The organism is Streptomyces sp. NPDC002911 (assembly GCF_053591835.1).
Map to the genome: position 1 here is coordinate 104,199 of NZ_JBSFUO010000009.1, position 20,331 is coordinate 124,529.

Annotated in this window: 20 protein-coding genes and 2 pseudogenes; 11 read left to right on the forward strand and 11 right to left on the reverse strand. The window is 68.9% G+C overall.

Going from position 1 to position 20,331, the window contains the following annotated elements; genetic code table 11:
* The first annotated feature begins 52 nt into the window (after window positions 1-52).
* On the forward strand, window positions 53-982 hold the full coding sequence (locus tag ACWD04_RS16585; protein ID WP_451132457.1) for a LysR family transcriptional regulator: 930 nt from the start codon (window positions 53-55) through the stop codon (window positions 980-982).
* 112 nt (window positions 983-1,094) lie between these two features.
* Here the strand turns inward: ACWD04_RS16585 and ACWD04_RS16590 are convergent, their stop codons facing one another.
* Complete coding sequence (locus ACWD04_RS16590) at window positions 1,095-1,535, reverse strand: SseB family protein (protein WP_388742609.1); 441 nt, start codon at window positions 1,533-1,535, stop codon at window positions 1,095-1,097.
* A gap of 171 nt (window positions 1,536-1,706) precedes the next feature.
* Between ACWD04_RS16590 and ACWD04_RS16595 the strand changes: the two genes are divergently transcribed.
* The 5 genes and pseudogenes from ACWD04_RS16595 to ACWD04_RS16615 form a co-directional block, all read left to right on the forward strand.
* Window positions 1,707-3,533, forward strand: coding sequence for an acyl-CoA dehydrogenase (locus ACWD04_RS16595; protein ID WP_451132459.1), 1,827 nt, complete (start codon window positions 1,707-1,709; stop codon window positions 3,531-3,533).
* A 163-nt stretch (window positions 3,534-3,696) separates the two neighbouring features.
* Window positions 3,697-5,022 (forward strand): IS4 family transposase, encoded by a 1,326-nt coding sequence (locus ACWD04_RS16600; RefSeq protein WP_451132780.1) that lies wholly within the window; start codon window positions 3,697-3,699, stop codon window positions 5,020-5,022.
* A gap of 253 nt (window positions 5,023-5,275) precedes the next feature.
* Window positions 5,276-6,577, forward strand: a complete 1,302-nt coding sequence (locus ACWD04_RS16605; RefSeq protein ID WP_451132461.1) for a M18 family aminopeptidase — start codon at window positions 5,276-5,278, stop codon at window positions 6,575-6,577.
* Window positions 6,578-6,681: 104 nt separating this feature from the next.
* Window positions 6,682-6,900: a DUF6458 family protein gene (locus tag ACWD04_RS16610; protein WP_451132463.1), complete on the forward strand. Its 219-nt coding sequence runs from the start codon at window positions 6,682-6,684 to the stop codon at window positions 6,898-6,900.
* Window positions 6,901-7,029: 129 nt separating this feature from the next.
* Window positions 7,030-7,312 (forward strand): annotated as a pseudogene (locus ACWD04_RS16615) (AfsR family transcriptional regulator); the annotation flags it as partial.
* Between the two features lie 241 nt (window positions 7,313-7,553).
* On the opposite strand, the gene ACWD04_RS16620 reads toward ACWD04_RS16615, so the two are convergent.
* On the reverse strand, window positions 7,554-9,365 hold the full coding sequence (locus tag ACWD04_RS16620; RefSeq protein WP_451132465.1) for an NHL domain-containing thioredoxin family protein: 1,812 nt from the start codon (window positions 9,363-9,365) through the stop codon (window positions 7,554-7,556).
* A 64-nt stretch (window positions 9,366-9,429) separates the two neighbouring features.
* On the opposite strand from ACWD04_RS16620, the gene ACWD04_RS16625 reads away from it, so the two are divergent.
* Window positions 9,430-9,918, forward strand: coding sequence for an LURP-one-related/scramblase family protein (locus ACWD04_RS16625; RefSeq protein ID WP_451132467.1), 489 nt, complete (start codon window positions 9,430-9,432; stop codon window positions 9,916-9,918).
* 95 nt (window positions 9,919-10,013) lie between these two features.
* On the opposite strand, the gene ACWD04_RS16630 is transcribed toward ACWD04_RS16625, so the two are convergent.
* The gene (locus ACWD04_RS16630; protein WP_451132469.1) at window positions 10,014-10,811 is read right to left on the reverse strand and encodes a carbon-nitrogen family hydrolase; all 798 of its coding nucleotides are present in this window, start codon (window positions 10,809-10,811) and stop codon (window positions 10,014-10,016) included.
* A gap of 200 nt (window positions 10,812-11,011) precedes the next feature.
* Here ACWD04_RS16630 and ACWD04_RS16635 point away from each other — a divergent pair, with 200 nt between their 5' ends.
* Entirely contained in the window at window positions 11,012-11,836 is an 825-nt protein-coding gene (locus ACWD04_RS16635) for a maleylpyruvate isomerase family mycothiol-dependent enzyme (protein ID WP_451132471.1), read from the forward strand.
* Window positions 11,837-11,944: 108 nt separating this feature from the next.
* Here ACWD04_RS16635 and ACWD04_RS16640 read toward each other — a convergent pair whose 3' ends face one another.
* Complete coding sequence (locus tag ACWD04_RS16640; protein ID WP_451132473.1) at window positions 11,945-13,252, reverse strand: MFS transporter; 1,308 nt, start codon at window positions 13,250-13,252, stop codon at window positions 11,945-11,947.
* A complete protein-coding gene (locus tag ACWD04_RS16645) occupies window positions 13,249-13,932 on the reverse strand; it encodes a GntR family transcriptional regulator (RefSeq protein WP_451132475.1) in 684 nt (227 codons plus the stop codon). Before ACWD04_RS16645 ends, ACWD04_RS16640 begins: the two co-directional genes overlap by 4 nt.
* A gap of 218 nt (window positions 13,933-14,150) precedes the next feature.
* Here ACWD04_RS16645 and ACWD04_RS16650 point away from each other — a divergent pair, with 218 nt between their 5' ends.
* A complete protein-coding gene (locus ACWD04_RS16650) occupies window positions 14,151-15,050 on the forward strand; it encodes a D-alanyl-D-alanine carboxypeptidase family protein (RefSeq protein WP_451132477.1) in 900 nt (299 codons plus the stop codon).
* Window positions 15,051-15,127: 77 nt separating this feature from the next.
* Here ACWD04_RS16650 and ACWD04_RS16655 read toward each other — a convergent pair whose 3' ends face one another.
* Genes ACWD04_RS16655 through pdhA form a run of 6 tightly spaced genes read right to left on the reverse strand, consistent with a single transcriptional unit; the run spans window position 15,128 to window position 19,416 of the window.
* Window positions 15,128-15,310: a DUF397 domain-containing protein gene (locus tag ACWD04_RS16655; protein ID WP_451132479.1), complete on the reverse strand. Its 183-nt coding sequence runs from the start codon at window positions 15,308-15,310 to the stop codon at window positions 15,128-15,130.
* A 2-nt stretch (window positions 15,311-15,312) separates the two neighbouring features.
* Window positions 15,313-15,555, reverse strand: a complete 243-nt coding sequence (locus ACWD04_RS16660) for a Scr1 family TA system antitoxin-like transcriptional regulator (protein ID WP_451132481.1) — start codon at window positions 15,553-15,555, stop codon at window positions 15,313-15,315.
* Window positions 15,513-15,851, reverse strand: coding sequence for a Scr1 family TA system antitoxin-like transcriptional regulator (locus tag ACWD04_RS16665; RefSeq protein WP_451132483.1), 339 nt, complete (start codon window positions 15,849-15,851; stop codon window positions 15,513-15,515). Before ACWD04_RS16665 ends, ACWD04_RS16660 begins: the two co-directional genes overlap by 43 nt.
* A 15-nt stretch (window positions 15,852-15,866) precedes the next feature.
* The gene (locus ACWD04_RS16670; RefSeq protein WP_451132485.1) at window positions 15,867-17,261 is read right to left on the reverse strand and encodes a dihydrolipoamide acetyltransferase family protein; all 1,395 of its coding nucleotides are present in this window, start codon (window positions 17,259-17,261) and stop codon (window positions 15,867-15,869) included.
* Window positions 17,262-17,272: 11 nt separating this feature from the next.
* Window positions 17,273-18,253 (reverse strand): alpha-ketoacid dehydrogenase subunit beta, encoded by a 981-nt coding sequence (locus tag ACWD04_RS16675; RefSeq protein WP_451132487.1) that lies wholly within the window; start codon window positions 18,251-18,253, stop codon window positions 17,273-17,275.
* 2 nt (window positions 18,254-18,255) lie between these two features.
* Window positions 18,256-19,416: a pyruvate dehydrogenase (acetyl-transferring) E1 component subunit alpha gene (pdhA, locus tag ACWD04_RS16680; RefSeq protein ID WP_451132489.1), complete on the reverse strand. Its 1,161-nt coding sequence runs from the start codon at window positions 19,414-19,416 to the stop codon at window positions 18,256-18,258.
* A gap of 345 nt (window positions 19,417-19,761) precedes the next feature.
* Between pdhA and ACWD04_RS16685 the strand changes: the two are divergent.
* Both ACWD04_RS16685 and ACWD04_RS16690 read left to right on the forward strand, forming a co-directional pair.
* Window positions 19,762-20,004, forward strand: a pseudogene (locus ACWD04_RS16685) (response regulator); the annotation flags it as partial.
* Window positions 20,005-20,006: 2 nt separating this feature from the next.
* Window positions 20,007-20,327 carry a pyridoxamine 5'-phosphate oxidase family protein gene (locus tag ACWD04_RS16690; protein WP_451132797.1) on the forward strand — a complete coding sequence of 107 codons (321 nt, stop codon included), beginning with the start codon at window positions 20,007-20,009 and terminating at the stop codon, window positions 20,325-20,327.
* Window positions 20,328-20,331 lie beyond the last annotated feature (4 nt).

Here is a 20,331-nt window from a genome sequence, read left to right on the forward strand (position 1 = left end):
CAACCTGCACCGCACCAGTCACAACTAATAGGTGTGGAAGTAGAGTGGAAATGTGGATGCTGAAGCGCTGCGGACGTTCGTGGCCGTCGCTCAGGCCGGCCAGTTCCAGGCCGCGGCCGACGAGCTGGGGATCAGCCAGCAGGCGGTCTCCAAGCGGATCGCGGCCCTGGAGAGGCACAACGAGGTCACGCTCCTGGTGCGGACGTCCCGGGGTTCTCGGCTGAGCGTGGACGGGCAGGTCTTCCTGCCGCACGCCAAGAAGGTCCTGGCGGCCATCGCGCAGGCCGAGCAGGCCGTGCGACCCGGCAGCCGCCCCTTGCGCGTCGATGTCCTTAATCGGCGCATCTCCCCGGCCCAGGCCGTCTACCGGTTTTACCGCTCCCACCCCGAGACGGACCTGGACGTGGTCACTCTGAGCATGGAGAACGCAGCCCAGGCCGCCCAGGCAGTGCTCGAAGGGGTCGTCGACGCGTCCTTCCGTGCCCTGTCGGCAAACCAGGTTCCGGCCGGGATCAGCGCTGAACGACTTCTGGACGCACCCCTGGAACTCCTGGTCGGCCCCGGCCACCCGCTGGCTGACGCGCCCCAGGTCAGTCCCGTGGACCTGGTCGGCCACCGCATCTGGATCCCCGGGATCAGGCCTGGCACGGAGTGGGCGGCGTTCTACCAGGCGCTGTCGGAAGCTTTCGGCCTGAGTATCGACGCGCTCGGCCCCAACTTTGGTGACGAGGCCCTGATGGACGCGCTGGCCGACTCCTCCTCGCTGGCCACCCTCGTCGGCAGCGGGGACCGGTACCTGTGGCCGCAGACCCACGACCTACGGCGCATCCCGTTGCACGACCCGACCCCGGTCTACCCGCACGTGCTGCTGTTCCGCGGCGGAGACCAGCACCCCGTGCTGACCGCACTACGTGACCATCTGCGCACCGCAGGCCCGCAAACTCCGCACGACGTGTGGGTCCCGGACTGGGCAGACCGCTGACCAGACGACCGAAATATCAGACACGCCCTAGCTTGCGTCCCAGGTCGGTGCGGGCCCTCGGGCCGCCTTCAGGGCCGGGACGGCACCTCAGCCATCCGCGGAGCAACGGCGTCTAGCCGTACATGCGACGCATCGCGAAGTCCACCATCTGCTCCACCGCCTTGGCATCGAAGACCATGCGGTGATCACCCTCCATGTCCAGGACGAAGCCGTAGCCGGTCGGCAGCAGGTCGATCACCTCGGCACCGGTGATCACGAAGTACTTGGACTCCTTGCCCGCGTAGCGCCGGAGCTCTTTGAGCGTGGTGAACATCGGGATCACCGGCTGCTGGGTGTTGTGAAGGGCCAGGAAGCCGGGGTTGTCGCCGCGCGGGCAGTAGACCTTCGCCGTGGCGAAGATCTGCTGGAAGTCCTCCGCGGACAGCGAACCGGTCGTGAAGGCCCGTACCGCGTCGGCCAGGGACGGCGGCGACGGCTCGGGGTACAACGGCTGCTCGCCGTAGCCGCCGCCCATCTGCTGCTGTGCACCCGGGTTCTGGTCGTAGCCATACATGCGGCAAAGAGTAATCGGACACATCTGCACCTTGAGGGGTTGCGTCTTATTACTGGCGGGTAGCATCATCGTGGAGGTCAGGTGATATACCCACGCCAGGCCGTCCGCCGCCCGAACCTCACTCCTCCACGGGGCGCTGCGCGCCACTGCTATTGATTACGGAGCCTTCCCATGGGGCACTACAAGTCGAATCTCCGCGACATCGAGTTCAACCTCTTCGAGGTCCTCGGGCGCGACAAGGTGTACGGCACCGGTCCGTTCGCGGAGATGGACGTCGACACCGCGAAGAGCATCCTGGACGAGGTCACCCGCCTCGCGGAGAACGGGCTCGCCGACTCGTACGCCGACGCCGACCGCAACCCGCCGGTCTTCGACCCCGAGACGAACACCGCACCCGTCCCGGGCTCCTTCAAGAAGTCCTACCAGGCCTTCATGGACTCCGAGTACTGGCGTCTGGGCCTGCCCGAGGAAATCGGCGGCACCACCTCCCCCCGCTCCCTGATCTGGGGTTACGCGGAGCTCGTGCTGGGCTCCAACCCGGCGGTCTGGATGTACTCCTCCGGCCCCGCGTTCGCCGGAATCCTCTTCGACGAGGGCAACCAGGCGCAGAAGAAGGTCGCCGAGATCGCCGTCGACAAGCAGTGGGGCTCGACGATGGTGCTGACCGAGCCGGACGCCGGTTCGGACGTCGGCGCCGGCCGCACGAAGGCGGTCGAGCAGGAGGACGGCTCCTGGCACATCGAAGGTGTGAAGCGCTTCATCACCTCGGGCGAGCACGACATGTCCGAGAACATCCTCCACTACGTGCTGGCACGCCCCGAGGGCGCCGGCCCGGGCACCAAGGGCCTCTCCCTCTTCCTGGTCCCGAAGTTCCACTTCGACTGGACCACCGGCGAGCTCGGCGAGCGCAACGGCGTGTACGCGACGAACGTCGAGCACAAGATGGGCCTCAAGGCGTCGAACACCTGCGAGATGACCTTCGGCGACCAGCACCCCGCCAAGGGCTGGCTGATCGGCGACAAGCACGACGGCATCCGCCAGATGTTCCGCATCATCGAGTTCGCCCGCATGATGGTCGGCACGAAGGCCATCGCGGCCCTGTCGGCGGGCTACCTCAGCGCGCTGGAGTACGCCAAGGAGCGCGTCCAGGGCACCGACCTGTCGCAGTTCATGGACAAGACCGCCCCCAAGGTCACCATCACGCACCACCCCGACGTGCGCCGCTCCCTCATGACGCAGAAGGCGTACGCCGAGGGCATGCGCTCCCTCGTGCTGTACACCGCCTCCGTCCAGGACGCGATCCAGGCCCAGGAAGCCGCGGGCGAGGACGCCAAGGCGCTCAACGGCCTCAACGACCTGCTGCTCCCGATCGTGAAGGGCTACGGCTCCGAGAAGTCCTACGAGCAGCTCGCGCAGTCGCTCCAGACCTTCGGCGGCTCCGGTTACCTTCAGGAGTACCCGGTCGAGCAGTACATCCGTGACGCCAAGATCGACACCCTGTACGAGGGCACAACGGCGATCCAGGGTCAGGACTTCTTCTTCCGGAAGATCGTCCGCGATCAGGGTGCCTCGCTCAACGCCCTCTCCGAGGAGATCAAGAAGTTCCTCGCGGACGCCCACGGCAACGAGGAGCTGTCCGGCTCGCTGGACAACCTCGCCAAGGCCGCGGTGGACCTGGAGGCGATCGTCGGCACGATGATCACCGACCTCACGGCGACCGGCGAGGACGTCAAGAACATCTACAAGGTCGGCCTCAACACCACCCGCCTCCTGATGGCCTCCGGTGACGTCGTCGTCGGCTACCTGCTCCTCAAGGGCGCGGTCGTGGCCTCCGAGAAGCTGCGCAACGCCTCCGCCAAGGACGCCGCCTTCTACCAGGGCAAGATCGCCGCGGCGAAGTTCTTCGCCGCGAACATCCTGCCGGGCGTCTCCGGCGAGCGCGCGCTGGCCGAGATGGTCGACAACTCGCTGATGGAGCTGGACGAGGCCGCGTTCTAGTACCAACGCCGTTCAGTTAGCTGTGGGGCTCGATTGTCAAGGGCGGTAGGCAGAACAGCGGAGCTGCCGTAGAAGAGGTCTGTCACTCCAAGACATCCTCACCACGGGAGCTCCGCTGTTGGAACAGGCTGCCATAACGTCGTCGGTCGGGGTAGCGGGTGGTGTGTTCGCGCCCGGGCACATAGGTGAGCTGACTCGGATCGTGCCGTTCGAGATGGTCGATGAGGTACTGGCGACGACCAGGGCGGTGCAGCGGCGGGTTCGGCTGGTGCCGGCTCGGGTCACGGTCTATCTGCTGTTGGCCGGGGCGTTGTTCGCCGAGCTGGGGTATCGGCAGGTTTTCGACCGGTTGTGCGCCGGTCTGGCAGGTCAGGCGTCGGCCAGGCCGAGCGGCAGCGCGTTGCGGCAGGCCCGCCAGCGGCTGGGGGCGGCGCCTTTGAGGGCGCTGTTCGACCTGGTGCGGGGCCCGGTGGCCACGGTCGCGGCCCAGACGCGGTGGCGCGGGCTGCTGGTGGTGGCGGTGGATGGCACGCTGCTGTCGGTGCCGGACACTCCGGAGAACCTCACGGTCTTCGCCAAGCAGCGGTGCAACCACGGATCTGGGGGATATCCGCAGGTCCGGCTGGCGGCGCTGGTGGCCTGCGGGACCCGCGCGGTGATCGGGGCGGCGTTCGGCCCGTCGACTACCGGTGAGCTGGAGTACGCCGACCGGCTCACGGACGACTTACGCGCGGGGATGCTGCTGCTGGGTGACCGGAACTTCGCCGCTGCCGCTTTGCTGAACCGGTTTGCCGCCACCGGCGCCGATCTGCTGGTGCGGTGCAAGTCCGGACGGAGGCTGCCACCGGTGGCCCGCTGCCGTGACGGCTCGTTCCTCGCCCGGCTCGGCACGTTGACCGTCCGGGTGATCGACGCCGAGATCAGCATCGTCACCTCCCAGGGGTCGCGCACCGGTCACTACCGGCTGCTGACCACCCTTACCGACCCGGCAGAGCACCCGGCCGCCGAACTCATCCGGCTCTACCACGAACGCTGGGAGATCGAGACAGCCTACGCGGAGTTGAAATCCACGATCCTGGGCGGCCGGGTCCTGCGCGCCCGCACCCCCGCCGGGGTGGAGCAGGAGGTCTGGGCTCTGCTGGTGGCCTACCAGGCGCTGCGGACCGCGATGACGGATGCCACCGACAGCCTCCCGGGCACCGACCCGGACCGGGCAGGGTTCACCGTCGCGCTGTCTGCCGCCCGCGACCAGCTCGTCCTGGCCGCGGGCGTCATCGCCGACACCGTTGTTGACCTGGTCGGAGTCATCGGCCGCCACGTGCTGGCCCAGCTCCTGCCGAAACGGCGAGTCCGCACAAAAGACCGCATCGTCAAGCGCGCGATCTCCAAGTACAACGCGCGCGGACCCGCTATCGACCGGGCCACATACAAGGCCACCATCAGCATCCACATACTCACAACACCCTTGACGCCGCCCGACCCGCCCTAACTGAACGGCGTTGGTTCTAGTACCTGCCCGATCGGCTGCACGAGGGCCCGCGTCCCCGGTTCTCCGGGGACGCGGGCCCTCGTGGCGTCCCGGTCCGGAAAACACGCGCCGGACGGGTGAAGGACCCCGCCGGGGTGGCGGGCCCCGGCTCGTCCGTACCGCGCTCCTGCTGTCCGGAGACCGGCATCCGGCCGGGGAGGCACCGCGGCGGTGACCGGTCCGGGCGGCAGGGGCAAGTCGTAGGGTGTGGCGCATGAGCACATCTCCCGCCCGCTTCGACCGCGGTCACACCGACGACCTGATGACCTTCCTGATGGCCGCCCCCTCCCCGTACCACGCCGTGGCCTCCGCCGCAGCCCGGCTGTTGGAGGCCGGCTTCCAGGAGGTCGGGGAGACCGCGGAATGGGACGCCACCCCGGGCGGGAAGTACGTCCTGCGCGGCGGAGCGATCGTGGCCTGGTACGTACCGGAGGGGGCCACCGCGCACACCCCGTTCCGGATCGCGGGAGCCCACACCGACTCCCCCAACCTGCGCGTCAAGCCGCTGCCCGACACCGGTGCGTACGGCTGGCGCCAGATCGCCGTCGAGATCTACGGAGGAACGCTCCTCAACACGTGGCTCGACCGCGATCTCGGCCTCGCCGGGCGGATCTCGCTGCGTGACGGAACACACCGGCTGGTCAACATAGACCGTCCGCTGCTGCGCGTGCCGCAGCTGGCCGTGCACCTGGACCGGTCCGCCAACACCGACGGGCTCAAGCTCGACCGCCAGAAGCACATGCAGCCGATCTGGGGGCTCGGCGAGGTCGAAGAGGGCGACCTCATCCGCTTCGTCGCCGAGGAGGCGGGCATCGACGCCGCCGACGTCATCGGGTGGGACCTGATGCCCCACGCCGTCGAGCCGCCTGCCTATCTGGGCCGGGACCGTGAGCTGCTCGCCGGCCCGCGCATGGACAACCTGCTCTCCGTGCACGCCGCGACGGCCGCACTCGCCGCCGTGGCCGCGCAGCCTGACGACGAGCTCCCGTACATCCCCGTGCTCGCCGCCTTCGACCACGAGGAGAACGGCTCCCAGTCCGACACCGGCGCGGACGGCCCGCTGCTCGGCACGGTCCTGGAGCGCTCCGTGTTCGCCCGCGGCGGTTCGTACGAGGACCGGGCCCGGGCCTTCGCGGGGACCATCTGCCTCTCCTCGGACACCGGTCACGCGATCCACCCCAACTACGCCGAGCGGCACGACCCGACGCACCACCCGGTGGCCAACGGCGGCCCGATCCTCAAGGTCAACGTCAACATGCGGTACGCGACGGACGGCAGCGGCCGTGCCGTGTTCGCGGCGGCGTGCGAGAAGGCGGGCGTGCCGTGGCAGACGTTCGTCTCCAACAACGCGATGCCCTGCGGCACGACGATCGGTCCGATCACCGCCGCCCGGCACGGCATCCAGACCGTCGACATCGGCGTCGCGATCCTGTCGATGCACAGCGCCCGCGAACTGTGCGGCGCCGACGACCCCTACCTGCTGGCGAACGCCCTGGCGGCCTTCCTGGCCGGCTGACCCTTCCGCCTCCTCGACGCGCCACCGGACATGATGGCTGCCGGGGCGGGTACTCGACCAGTACACCGGCCCGGATTCACCGGGCCGTCGAGGAGGCGGAAATCATGGGACTCGGAGGATGCATTCTCCTGATAGGTGCCGGGGCGATTCTGGCGTTCGCCACCGACTGGGAGATGGATACCGTCAACGTCGACCTGGTCGGCTGGATCATGATGCTCGTCGGCCTCATCGGGGTCTTCGTCTACGTGAGCATCGCGCGTCGCCGCCGCATGGTCGTGCCGCCCACCACCACGGTCGTCTCGGAGGACGAGCGCCGCTACTGACCTGACGGGTGACCAGGCACTCCTCGTACGCCCGGTATGACCGGACGTCGGTCCGGTCGTGGCGCCGACATTCTGGGTGCCGATCCGGGCCCCCACCCCGGGTGATCCTGCCCGGAAGGAAAGCCACCCGTGGAGTTCCGGCTGCTCGGCACGGTCTCCGTCGACACACACACACACACCGATCCGCTGCCGCTCGGGCCCGCCGAACGAGCAGCCTGCTCGCCGCCCTGCCGCTGACGGACTCCCCGTGGGACGACACACCCCGCTGCACGCCCGCAGCGTCGTCCAGGGACATGTCTCACGCCTCCGCGCCCTTCTGGTGGGTGCGGAGGCGGAGGCGTACGGGGTGGAGCTGCTCACGCCCGGGGACGCCTGTCTGCTCCGTGTCCCGGAAGCCCTTCTGGCCAGCAAGCCCGCCGGCACCATCGTGCTCGAGGCCGGCGCGCACGCCTACGCACTCGTGAGGCTGTCGGACGACGGAATGGACGCGGACGTCGAGACCGTGAAGGACTTCTCCGTCACGCTGCAGGGCAACGCCGGCATGGCCATCGTGAAGACGCCCGGTGCCGAGGGCATCACCGTGGACCCTGCGAAGTGGGCGACCGGCTACTGGACGCCCGAGCCGCGCAACGGCGCCGACGACTTCTGAGCCGTCAGCCCTGCTCGTCCATCCCAGCCAGCACCAGCGGGAGCCTGGACGCCCCGGTGGCGGTGACGCTCACGGGGACACCCCAGTCCTGTTGGTGCACATGGCAGGCCGGGTACTCGTTCGCCGGGTCGTCGTCGCAGGACGCCGCCATCGCGGACACGTGCAGGACGCCCTCGGTGACCCCGTCCGCCAGGACCAGGCCACGGCTCAGATCCGTACCGGGACCCGACCCCTCGGCCAGCAGTTCCGGCGGCGTCGAGGAGACCAGCAGCCGGGTGGACGGGCCGTACCGGGTATCCAGCTTCTGCCCGGCGGGCGCCTGGAAGACCACGTCCAGCCGCAGCGTCCCGGCGGCGACCTCGGTGGCCGCCCGCTGGGTGCGGTGGGCGCGGTCCGCGACCCGCACGGCCTCCTCGGGGAGCCGCAGCCGGGTCAGCCGGTGCCGCGCGGACTCGACGACGACCAGGTCGCCGTCCACGAGTACGGCGTCGCTCGGCTCCCGTAGATCCGTGGCGAGCGTCGTGACCTCACCGGTCTCCGGGTCGAAGCGGCGCAGCGCGTGGTTGTAGGTGTCGCTGACGGCGACGGAGCCGTCGGGCAGGGCCGTGACGCCCAGCGGGTGCTGGAAGAGGGCCTGCCCGGCGGGGCCGTCGCGATGGCCGAAGTCGAAGAGACCGGTGCCGACTGCCGTGTGGACGGCGCCTTCCAGGTCCACGTACCGCAGCGCGGAGGTCTCGGGGTCGGCGACCCAGAGCCGGTCGCCGGCCGCTGCCAGGCCCGACGGCTGTGCGAACCAGGCCTCGGCGCCGGGCCCGTCGACGAGACCCTCGTTCGTCGTACCGGCGGCGACCCGCACCGTGCCCTGCGCGGGGTCGTAGGTCCACAGCTGGTGCACGCCGGCCATGGCGATCCACAGCCGGTCGCCGAACCAGGCGATGTCCCACGGTGAGGACAGATCCACCTCCGCGGCAGGGCCGCTGGTGGCGGAGCCCTGCCACCACTGACGGCCCGTCCCGGCGAGCGTGGTCGTCACGCCCGTCGCGAGGTCGAGGGCCCTGATCGCGTGGTTGACCGTGTCCGCGACGGCGATCCGGCCGTCCGGCAGGAAGGCGAGGCCCTGCGGTTCGCTGAACCGCGCCTCGGCCCGGCCGCCGTCCACGAACCCACGCTCGCCGCTGCCGAAGTGCCCGCGTACGGTCTCCCCGTCGGCGTCGAGCTCGACCAGACGGTGGCGGGTGGTGTCGGAGACCAGGAGTCCCCCGTCGGGGAGCGCGAGCGCCTTGCCGGGGAAACGCAGGTGCGTGGCGACCGGTTCCGGAGCGACGTACGGGCCGTCGCCGCGGCGCAGCGTGCCCTTCGCGGAGTGCTCGGCCTCCAGCTCCTCGACCAGCTTCTCGATGGCGTGCGCGTGCCCCTCACCGGCGTGCTGGGCCACGACATAGCCCTCGGGGTCCACGACGACGAGCGTGGGCCAGGCCCGGACGGCGTACTGCTTCCAGGTGGCGAGCTCCGGGTCGTCGAGGACGGGGTGGTGTACCTCGTACCGCTCGACGGCGTCGACCACGGCCTGATGCTCGGCCTCGTGCACGAACTTCGGGGAGTGGACACCGATGATCACCAGCGTGTCGCGGTGCTTCTCCTCCAGCTCCCGCAACTCATCGAGCACATGCAGACAGTTCACACAGCAAAAGGTCCAGAAATCCAGGACGACAATGCGTCCCCGCAGGTCAGCGAGGGTGTACTTCCGGTTGCCTGTATTGAGCCAGCCGCCCTTGCCGATCAGTTCGGGGGCGCGGACACGTGCACGTCCTGTCATGACAACAGTCAACAGCACCGCGGCCTGCGCGCATTCCGGTGGGGCGTCGGGGAACCTGTGATCCATGAGACTTCTCGTACGTGAGCGAGTGTTCGGCGTCGGCGACGACTACTGGATCCAGGACGCGGACGGGCGGAAGCTCTTTCTCGTCGACGGCAAGGCCATGCGGCTCCGTGACACCTTCGAGCTGAAGGACACGTACGGCCGGGTGCTGGTGGAGATCCGCCAGAAGCTGATCAGTCTGCGCGACACGATGATCATCGAGCGGGACGGCGAGGAGCTCGCCAAGGTCAAGCAGAAGCGACTCTCGCTCTTGCGCAACCACTACCGGGTGGTCCTGGTGGACGGCACCGAGCTGGACGTCAGCGGCAAGATTCTGGACCGCGAGTTCGCCATCGACTACGACGGTGAGCTGCTCGCCCAGATCTCCCGGCGCCGGCTGACCGTCCGCGACACCTACGGCGTCGACATCGTGCGCGAGGACGCCGACGTTCCCCTGCTCGTCGCGGTGGCGGTCGGCGTGATCGTCCTTGCGGACAAGGAGCGCGAATAGGAGCACGGCGAGGACGAGAGACGGAAGGCGCAGAGCGATGGCCCGGTTTCACGTGAAACGAAACCAGGCCATCAGGCGTGCTGCGCCTGCACCGATCAGGCCAGGCGCCGCCGGGCGAGACCCAGACGGCGGTCCTTGAGGGCCGGGAACTGCTCCCGGGTGGTGGCGACCCTCGTCGGGTCGAACTCCACGGTCAGCACCTCCTCGGCCGCCCCGGCCTCGGCGAGTACCTCGCCCCAGGGATCGACGACGATGCTGTGGCCCGCCTGCTCGACCCCCGCATGGGTGCCCGCCGACCCGACCGCCAGGACGTAAGCCTGGTTCTCGACGGCGCGGGCCTGCGCCAGCAGCGTCCAGTGCGAGCGGCGGCGCTCCGGCCAGCCGGCCGCAACGATCAGGGTTTCGGCCCCCGCGTCGACGAGCCCCCGGAACTGCTCGGGGAAGCGGAGGTCGTAGCAGGTGGCGAGGCCGAGCGTGGTCTCCGGCAGGGCGACGGTGACGAGCTCCTCGCCGGCCCCCATCAGCACCGCCTCGCCCTTGTCGAAGCCGAAGCGGTGGATCTTGCGGTACGCGGCGGCGCGCTCACCCTCGGGCGAGAACACCAGCGAGGTGTTGTAGAGGGTGCCGTCCTCGGCGCGCTCGACGAAGGACCCGGCGTGCAGCCAGACGCCGGCCTCGACCGCCGCCTTCGCCATGATGTCGTGCGTGGGCCCCTGCAGCGGCTCGGCCTCGTCGGCGAACGCGGTGTACGCGAAGGCCCCGACCGGCCAGAGCTCGGGAAGGACGACCAGGTCCACACCTCGCTGGGCCGCGACCAGGGAAGCCGCGCGCTCTCTCCGGAGTTGGACCGATTCATCCGGGTTTACTGCGATCTGGATGAGGGAGGCGTGCACACTACCACCGTCCTGGCATAGGAGCCGTCAACGCGGGCCTACGATCGTCACACGAAAGCACTGCCGGGGTGCCTGCTCGCAGCGTAACTTAGCGAGCGAACCTCCCACGCAGACCGCAGACAGCACCGTCGTTGCCGGCCATCCCGTCCGGCACTCCCTGCTCTCCAGCCCATGCACCGCAGAACCGCACGAGGGGTCCCGTGACCGTCCATCCCAGCCTCCAGACCTATGCCGATGCCTGGACAAACTCCGTCGAGTCGATATCCGAGCTGGTCAAGCCGCTCGTCGAGGGGGAGTGGAACCACCGGACACCCTGCCCGGCCTGGTCGGTGCGCGACATCGTCTCGCACGTCATCGGCATGGAGTGCGAGCAGCTCGGCGATCCCCGACCGATCCACACACTGCCGCGCGACCTCTACCACGTGCAGAACGACCACCAGCGCTACATGGAGATGCAGGTCGACGTACGGCGCCACCACACGGCACCGGAGATGACCTCGGAACTGGAGTACACGCTCATCCGTCGCATGCGTCAGCTGCGCAACGAGTCGCGGGCCCCCGAGACCATGGTGCGGGCGCCGCTGGGCGCCGAGCAGACGCTGGAACTGGCACTGCGCATGCGGGCCTTCGATGTCTGGGTGCACGAGCAGGATCTGCGTACGACGCTGGGACAGCCCGGCAATCTGGATTCCCCCGGCGCCCTGATCGTCCGGGACACGCTGCTGGACGAGCTGGGCAAGGTGGTCGCCAAGGACGCGGGCGCGCCGCCCAATTCGGCCGTGGTCTTCGATGTGCACGGCCCGCTGGAGTTCCTGCGCACGGTCAGGGTCGACGGCGAGGGACGCGGTTCGGTCGACGGCGCCCCGTCGCTGGGCCCCGCGGCGACCCTGGCGATGGACTGGGAGACGTACTACCGGCTGGCCTGCGGCCGGGTCCGGGCCCAGGCCGTGGAAGACCTGATCAAGATCGAGGGCGACCAGGACCTGGCGGCCGAGATCCTGCGCCACTTCGCCGTGACCCCGTAGGTCCTGGCTCCGTAGATCCTGGCTCCGTAGGACGTGGCCCCGTAGCGCTGGGACCGGCGGCGCCCGCCCGCAGACGGGACGGGGGACGGGCGTGCCGCCGGGGCACTGTCAGACGGGCACGTGTACGGCTTCGACCCGGCTGACGACGTGGTGGTCGCGTTCCCGGTGTGTGGCGCCGGCGTGCAACCTCAGGATCTGCACGACGCCGAGCACCTCCAGGACGAAGACCGAGGCGAACGCGATGCGGTAGTTGTCCCCGGTCGCGTCCAGCAGGACACCGACCGCGAACAGCGTCGTCATCGAGGCGACGAAGCCGCCCATGTTGACGATGCCGGAAGCAGTGCCCTGGCGTTCCGGCGGATTGGCCGGACGGCCGAAGTCGAAGCCGATCATCGAGGCCGGGCCGCAGGAGCCGAGCACCACACACAGGGTGATCAGCAGCCACATCGGCGCGTGGTCGCCGGGGTAGAAGATCGTGGACGCCCAGAGCAGCGCGGTCATCGCGACCGTGCCCAGGGCCAGCGGCGCACGCGCCGCGTGATGGCGGGCGATGATCTGGCCGTAGACGAGCCCCACCACCATGTTGGAGAGCACCACCAGGGTGAGCAACTCACCCGCGGTACCCCTGCTCAGCCCCTGCGCCTCGACGAGGAACGGCATGCCCCACAGCAGGAGGAACACCATCGCGGGGAACTGCGTGGTGAAGTGCACCCACATGCCCAGGCGGGTGCCCGGCTCCCGCCATGAAGCGGCGATCTGCTTCCGCACGTACGCCGCTCCGGCGTGCTCCGCGGGCGGTGGCTCATGACCCTCGGGGTGGTCCTTGAGGAAGAGCAGCAGCAGGGCCAGCACCACCACGCCTGCGAGCGAGCTTCCGACGAAGGTCGTGGTCCAGCCGAACCCGTGCAGCGCGCGGGCGATGAAGAGGGTCGAGACGAGGTTGCCCGCCATCCCGCAGAGGCCGGCTGCCTGCCCGATCAACGGTCCACGTCGGGCCGGGAACCACCGGGCGCCGAGCCGCAGCACGCTGATGAAGGTCATCGCGTCACCGCAGCCCAGCAGCGCGCGGGAGGCCAGCGCCATTCCGTACGAGGGGGAGAGTGCGAAGCCCAGCTGACCCAGCGTGAAGAGCACCACCCCGAGGGTGAGGACCTTCTTGGTGCCGAGTCGGTCGACCAAGAGGCCCACGGGTATCTGCATGCCGGCGTAGACGAGCAGCTGAAGGATGGAGAACGTCGACAGGGCCGAAGCGTTGACGTCGAACCGGTCGGCGGCGTCGAGTCCGGCGACGCCCAGGCTCGTGCGGAAGATGATCGCGACGAAGTAGACGGCGACACCGATGCCCCAGACCCACACGGCACGCCGACCGCCGGGCGGGTCTCCGGGCAGGGACAGGGTGGGAGTGGCGGAGCTCATCGGTCATCACCCCGGACCAGCACCTTGACCCGGCTGACGTGGCGGCGCACGACCTGCGCGGCGCCTTCGGCGTCACCGGCCCTGATGGCGTCCAGCAGCTCACCGTGCTCGGTGATGTTGGCGGCGATCCTGCCGGGGTGCGCCTCCATCACGGCGACGCCCATCCGCAGCTGCCGGTCGCGGAGCTGGTCGTAGAGGCGGGAGAGGATCTCGTTGCCCGCGTTCTTCACGATCTCGGCGTGGAAGCAGCGGTCCTTGACGGACACCGCGGCCAGGTCTCCCGCCTCGGCGAGCTCCCGCTGCTCCTCCAGAAGCTGTTCGAGCCGGGCGATCAGCTGTGCCGGTGCGGGCACGGCCTTGCGTGCGGCGAACTCCTCCACGAGCAGCCGGGTCTCCACCACGTCGGAGATCTCCTGCGCGGAGACCGCGAGCACCAGCGCACCCTTCTTCGGGTAGAGCTTGATCAGCCCTTCGACCTCCAGCCGGAGCAAGGCCTCCCGCACCGGGGTGCGGGATACGCCGACGGCCTCGGCCAGGTCGCCTTCGGTGAGAAAGGTTCCGCCCTCGTAGCGACGGTCGAGGACCGCTTCCTTGATGTGGGTGTAGACGCGATCGGCTGCGGGCGGCGGCTTGGGGTCTGCCTGGCGGGCAGCGGGCGAAGCAGTGGGTGCGGCAGGCATGCACACAGCATAGATACAAGATGGGTGCGTCCGCCTCCCCGTCCGCCATCCGGACCCCCGGCACCCCGTCCACGACCAGCCCGGCGACGGCCATATGATCCGTCTGCCGGGCATCGACATCACCCTTACGGGGGTACATCCATCCGGCCACCTCGCGAGTCTCATCACCGAGCAGCACCTCATGTTGCCGCATTTCAGGTGTATTTGGAGCGTTTGACTTGAACATCGGTCTCAAGGGCATAAACCGCGCAACCGTCGCCGCCACTGCGGCCCTCACCACGGGCGCCGTCCTCGCGGGCGGCGCGTTCGCCTCCACGGCCCAGGCGGCGGCCCCGCCGACGCCCACGATCACCGCCAAGGGCGGCTTCGTGATGAACAGCGGCACGGCGAAGACGCTGTACGGGAAAACGCCGGACACCCGCCGCCCCACCGGCTCCACGACGAAGATCATGACCGCCAAGGTGGTCCTGGCTCAGAAGAACCTGAACCTTGATTCCAAGGTCACGATCCAGAAGGCGTACAGCGACTACATCGTCAAGAACACCGCCTCGTCGGCCCGGCTGATCGTCGGCGACAAGGTCACGGTCCGTCAGCTCCTGTACGGCCTGATGCTGCCGTCGGGCTGCGACGCCGCGTACGCGCTCGCCGACAAGTTCGGCTCCGGCACCACGCGCGCGGCCCGGGTGAAGTCCTTCATCGGCAAGATGAACGCCTCCGCGAAGAGCCTCGGCCTCAAGAACACCCACTTCGACTCGTTCGACGGCATCGGCAGCGGCTCGAACTACTCCACGCCGCGTGACCTGACGAAGATCGCCGGCAGCGCGATGAAGAACAGCACGTTCCGCGCGATCGTGAAGACGAAGTCGACGAAGCAGAAGGTCACGACCAAGTCCGGCGGCTACCGCTACATGTCGTGGTCCAACAGCAACGCCATGCTGGGCAGCTACACCGGCATGATCGGCGTGAAGACCGGATCGGGTCCCTCCGCCAAGTACTGCCTGGTCTTCGCCGCCACCCGTAACGGCAAGACGGTCATCGGGACCGTCCTCACCTCGACGTCCGCGACCACCCGGACCGCCGACGCGAAGAAGCTCCTGGACTACGGCTTCAAGAAGTAGCGCCGTGGTACGGAGGAGGGGCCTTGTTCGCGCGATGCGTGGGCGGGGCCCCTTTGTCGTTCCTCCGGCTGACCCGGCTACGGGTACTGGCGCAGGTCCGCTATGAAGCTGCCCCAGGCGGCAGGGGTGAGGACGCGGAAGTCTCCGTCGGACTGCTTGGAGTCAGGGACGGCGACGGCCCGGGGGAGGTCGCGGGCCACTTCGACGCATTCGCCGTTGCCGCTGCTGTAGCTGGACTTGACGAACTCGAAGTGACGCACGGCTACAACTCCTTGCGCATACGCCCTATCAAGGCAATGGAATCGCGGGGAGCGAGTCCGCATCGTGCGATACGGCTGAACGTGACGTTGTGACGAGCGGCGTCCCTCTCACTCTCCAGCCACTGCGTAGACGAAGTGGTGTCCATGTAGAGCACGTCCATCGAGCCAGGTTCCGCAAACGATACGACGCTGAATGCGCTGGTCATGCCAGGGTGCGCCCCGGCGAGGAAGGGGACAACCTGCACGGTGACATGTGGCTTGCCGGCGGCCTCCGCCAGATGTTCCAGTTGCGCACGCTCACCTCGCGACCACCGACCAGTTGCCGCAGGGCTCCCTCGCCGACGATCGCCCACAGCGCGAGTGGAGTGCTGTCCGCAAGGCGTGCCTGCCGGGCGATCTTCGCCTCCACGAAGCGCTCGACCTCACTTGTGGGGTGTCGAGCCACGCACCGTCGGGAAGACCGTGTTCGCCGAACTCGCCCTACGAGGGCCAGGCATGGCGGTGGGCCCGCGCACACTTCGCGCGAGCCCACCTCATACACGTACCGCAGGGGCGACTACGCCCAGGTGATCAGCCGCTTCGGCTGCTCCAGGATCGCCGCGACGTCCGCGAGCACCTTGGAGCCGAGCTCGCCGTCGACCAGCCGGTGGTCGAAGGAGAGCGCCAGCGTGGTCACCTGCCGGGGCTTCACCTTGCCCTTGTGGACCCAGGGCTGGAGCTTGATCGTCCCGACCGCGAGGATCGCGGACTCGCCCGGGTTGAGGATCGGCGTACCCGTGTCGACGCCGAAGACGCCGACGTTCGTGATGGTCACCGTGCCGCCCGCCATGGCCGCAGGGGAGGTCTTGCCCTCACGTGCCGTGGAGACCAGCTCGCCCAGTGCCTCGCCCAGCTGGGGCAGGGTCTTGTCGTGCGCGTCCTTGATGTTCGGCACGATCAGACCGCGCGGGGTGGCGGCGGCGATGCCCAGGTTGACGTAGTGCTTCTGCACGATCTCCTGGTTGGCCTCGTCCCAGGCGGCGTTGATCTCCGGGTTGCGCTTGATGGCGACCAGGAACGCCTTGGCGATGATCAGGAGCGGGTTGACGCGGACTCCCGCCATGTCCTTGTCTTCCTTCAGCTCCGCCACGAGCTTCATCGTGCGCGTCACGTCGAGGGTCACGAACTCGGTGACGTGCGGCGCCGTGAAGGCGCTGCCGACCATGGCCTGCGCGATGGCCTTGCGTACGCCCTTGACCGGGATGCGCGTCTCCCGGGCGCCCGCGACAGCCTCCACGGGCAGGGCCGGAGCCTGGACGGCGACGGACGCGGGCGCCGGTGCGGGGGCCTCGGCGGCGGCCGGCACGGCTGCCGCGTGGACGTCCTCACGGGTGATGATGCCGCCCTCGCCGGTCGGAGTGACCGTCGCCAGGTCGATGCCCAGGTCCTTCGCGAGCTTGCGCACCGGCGGTTTGGCGAGCGGCCGGCTCTCCGGGGCCACCGCGCCACGGCCGTTGATCTCGGCCTGGATCGCGGCGGCTGCCGGCCCCGGGATCTCGGTGCCCTTGCGGGCACGGCGCTTGGTGGAGGTCACGGCCACGCCGTAGCCGACGAGCACCGGCTTCCGGGCCTCGGGCGCTTCCGGCTCGGGCTCCTGCACGGGCTCCTGCACCGCTGCGGGAGCCGCAGGGGCGTCGCCGCTGCCGGGCGCCACGTCCACCGCGATGATCACCTCGCCGACGTCGACGGTCGTGCCCTCGGGGAAGCGCAGCTCGTGCACCACCCCGTCGAACGGGATCGGCAGCTCCACCGCGGCCTTGGCCGTCTCGACCTCGCACACGACCTGGCCGTCGGTGACCGTGTCGCCGGGCTGGACGAACCACTTGAGGATTTCCGCCTCGGTCAGTCCTTCGCCCACGTCGGGCATCTTGAACTCACGGAAACGAGCAGACGTTTCGGTCATCGTCGTCACGAACCCTCTCCTCAGTACGCCAGCGAGCGGTCGACGGCGTCGAGCACCCGGTCGAGACCCGGCAGGTACTCGTCCTCGAGCCGGGCCGGCGGGTAAGGGGCGTGATAGCCGCCGACCCGCAGCACCGGTGCTTCGAGATGGTAGAAGCAGCGCTCGGTGATCCGGGCCGCGATCTCGGCCCCGGAACCGTAGAACACAGGCGACTCGTGGACCACCACGAGCCGGCCGGTCTTCTCGACCGAGGTCTGTACGGCGTCGAAGTCGATCGGGGACATCGACCGCAGGTCCAGGACCTCGACCGACTTGCCCTCCTCCTGAGCGGCTGCCGCAGCCTCCAGGCAGACCTTCACCATCGGGCCGTACGCGACGAGCGTGAGGTCAAAACCCTCACGGGCCACGGCGGCCCTGTGGAGCGGACCGGGGATGGACTCGGTGTCGAGCTCCCCCTTGTCCCAGTAACGCCGCTTGGGCTCGAAGAAGATGACCGGGTCATCGCTCTGGACGGCCTGCTGCATCATCCAGTAGGCGTCGCCCGGGTTGGACGGCGAGACGACCTTCAGGCCCGCCACGTGCGCGAACAGCGCTTCGGGCGACTCGCTGTGGTGCTCCACGGCACCGATTCCGCCGCCGTACGGGATGCGGATGACGACCGGCATCTTGATCTTGCCGAGCGAGCGGGCGTGCATCTTCGCGAGCTGCGTGACGATCTGGTCGTACGCGGGGAAGACGAAGCCGTCGAACTGGATCTCGACGATCGGGCGGTAACCGCGGAGGGCCAGGCCGATCGCCGTACCGACGATGCCGGACTCGGCGAGCGGGGTGTCGATGACCCGGCCCTCGCCGAAGTCCTTCTGGAGCCCGTCCGTGATACGGAAGACCCCGCCGAGCTTGCCGACGTCCTCACCCATGATGAGGACCTTGGGGTCGGTTTCGAGAGCCTTGCGCAGGGACTCGTTGAGCGCCTTCGCGATGGACATCTTTTCCATGGCCATGGCTAGTTGCCCTCCTCGGCGAACGATGCCTGGTAGGCGGCGAACTGGGCGCGCTCCTCGTCCACGAGCGGACTGCCGTCGGCGTAGACGTGGTCGAAGATCGCCAGCCGGTCGGGTTCGGGCATGGTCCGCACCACCTCGCGCACCCGCTTACCCAAGGCCTCGCTCTCCTCGTCCAGCGCGGTGAAGTACGCCGCGTCGGCGAGCTCCTGCTTCTCCATGTACGTGCGCAACCGCAGGATCGGGTCCTTGGCCTCCCAGGCCGCCGTCTCCTCGTCCGCCCGGTACTTGGTCGGATCGTCGGAGGTGGTGTGGGCACCCATCCGGTAGGTGAACGCCTCGACGAGGGTCGGCCCCTCGCCCCGGCGGGCACGATCCAGCGCCGACCTGGTGACGGCCAGGCACGCCAGTACGTCGTTGCCGTCGACCCGGATGCCGGGGAAGCCGAAGCCCTGCGCGCGCTGGTAGAGCGGCACGCGCGTCTGCTTCTCGGTCGGCTCGGAGATCGCCCACTGGTTGTTCTGGCAGAAGAACACGACGGGGGCGTTGTACACCGCGGAGAAGGTGAAGGACTCCGCGACGTCGCCCTGGCTGGAGGCACCGTCACCGAAGTACGCGATCACGGCCGAATCCGCACCGTCCTTGGCGACGCCCATGGCGTAGCCGGTGGCGTGCAGGGTCTGCGAGCCGATGACGATCGTGTACAGGTGGAAGTTGTTGGTGTTCGGGTCCCAGCCGCCGTGGTTCACGCCGCGGAACATCCCGAGCAGATTGGTCGGGTCGACGCCCCGGCACCAGGCCACGCCGTGCTCCCGGTAGGTCGGGAAGACGTAGTCGTCGTCACGCAGGGCCCGGCCGGATCCGATCTGCGCGGCCTCCTGGCCCAGCAGCGAGGCCCACAGACCCAGCTCGCCCTGACGCTGCAGCGCGGTGGCCTCGGCATCGAAGCGACGGGTCAGGACCATGTCCCGGTAGAGACCGCGGAGCTCGTCCGCGCTCAGGTCGATCTGGAAGTCCGGGTGCTCCACGCGCTCGCCCTCGGGCGTCAGCAGCTGCACCAGCTGGGGGCCGGAATTTTCCGGCGTCTTCGCGGGCGTCTTCGCGGCGCTGGTCCGCTTGCTGCTGCGTCGCGGTTTGCGCGCGGCAGTGCTCTCCACGGTCACGTGCGTGCTCCTCCGTCGGTCCGGCCCCCGGGGTGGCCGGGAACCAGTGCGGCTCGCCTGTATCCGGACCCGTGCACGGGGTGGGTGCCGTCGGCCGGGAACAGGCGTGACAGGTGCCCCGGCGAGCGTCCTGTCATAAGCACGTTACCCAGTGCATCGCATAACTGCGAAACACCTTGTGACCTGCGTTTTTGCTTGGATTTCCAAGTAAATCGCGAAAAAGGCGAACTCCCGCTGGTCACAGCTCTGGTAACGGCCTGGCAGACGGCCGGAACAACGGCACGTTATCCCGGTAGCCAGTCGCAGGGAAGGGCGGACGAGAAGGGAGTGTGTGAGACTGCGAATGTGCGTGAAGGAGGAAAAATCACGGTATTTCTGCTCGATGATCACGAAGTCGTCCGGCGAGGCGTTCATGAACTGCCGGCCGCCGAGCAGGACATCGAGATCGTCGGCGAGGCCGGCGCGGCGGCGGACGCGCCGGCACGTATCCCGGCCACCCGGCCCGATGTCGCCGTCCTGGACGTGAGGCTCCCGGACGGCAGCGGGGTGGAGGTCTTTCGCGAGGTCCGCTCGGGGGACGAGAGCATCACATGGTGGCCCGGCACCTGGTGGCCGAGGCCCGTGTCATCCTGCGGCTGCACCGAGGGCCCGGCTTCCACGAGGCCCGCGACGGAAGCGTCATCACCTACGGGGTGGACAACGTCAACTTTCCCGCGTCCGGCGGCGCGGAAGACCACTGGTCGGTACAGTTCACCGGCCCTGTCGAGATCGTGCACCCGGCTTCCGACCAGCGCGGACGCTTCGGAACCGGCCCGGCCGAGGTGAACGGCGAGGGCTCCGACCCGGCGTGTCTCCCGCTCGATCCACAACTCACGCACATACACACTTTGACCTTCGCCGCAAGTCCGTAAAACC

What these genes read in the sequence shown, in the direction of transcription:
- ACWD04_RS16605 (WP_451132461.1), top strand. Translation starts at nt 5,276, where the DNA reads ATGAGCACATCTCCCGCCCGCTTCGACCGCGGTCACACCGACGACCTG.
- ACWD04_RS16640 (WP_451132473.1), bottom strand. Translation starts at nt 13,252, where the DNA reads ATGAGCTCCGCCACTCCCACCCTGTCCCTGCCCGGAGACCCGCCCGGC.
- ACWD04_RS16690 (WP_451132797.1), top strand. Translation starts at nt 20,007, where the DNA reads ATGGTGGCCCGGCACCTGGTGGCCGAGGCCCGTGTCATCCTGCGGCTG.
- ACWD04_RS16610 (WP_451132463.1), top strand. Translation starts at nt 6,682, where the DNA reads ATGGGACTCGGAGGATGCATTCTCCTGATAGGTGCCGGGGCGATTCTG.
- ACWD04_RS16620 (WP_451132465.1), bottom strand. Translation starts at nt 9,365, where the DNA reads ATGACAGGACGTGCACGTGTCCGCGCCCCCGAACTGATCGGCAAGGGC.
- ACWD04_RS16625 (WP_451132467.1), top strand. Translation starts at nt 9,430, where the DNA reads ATGAGACTTCTCGTACGTGAGCGAGTGTTCGGCGTCGGCGACGACTAC.
- ACWD04_RS16590 (WP_388742609.1), bottom strand. Translation starts at nt 1,535, where the DNA reads ATGTATGGCTACGACCAGAACCCGGGTGCACAGCAGCAGATGGGCGGC.
- ACWD04_RS16595 (WP_451132459.1), top strand. Translation starts at nt 1,707, where the DNA reads ATGGGGCACTACAAGTCGAATCTCCGCGACATCGAGTTCAACCTCTTC.
- ACWD04_RS16645 (WP_451132475.1), bottom strand. Translation starts at nt 13,932, where the DNA reads ATGCCTGCCGCACCCACTGCTTCGCCCGCTGCCCGCCAGGCAGACCCC.
- ACWD04_RS16675 (WP_451132487.1), bottom strand. Translation starts at nt 18,253, where the DNA reads ATGGCCATGGAAAAGATGTCCATCGCGAAGGCGCTCAACGAGTCCCTG.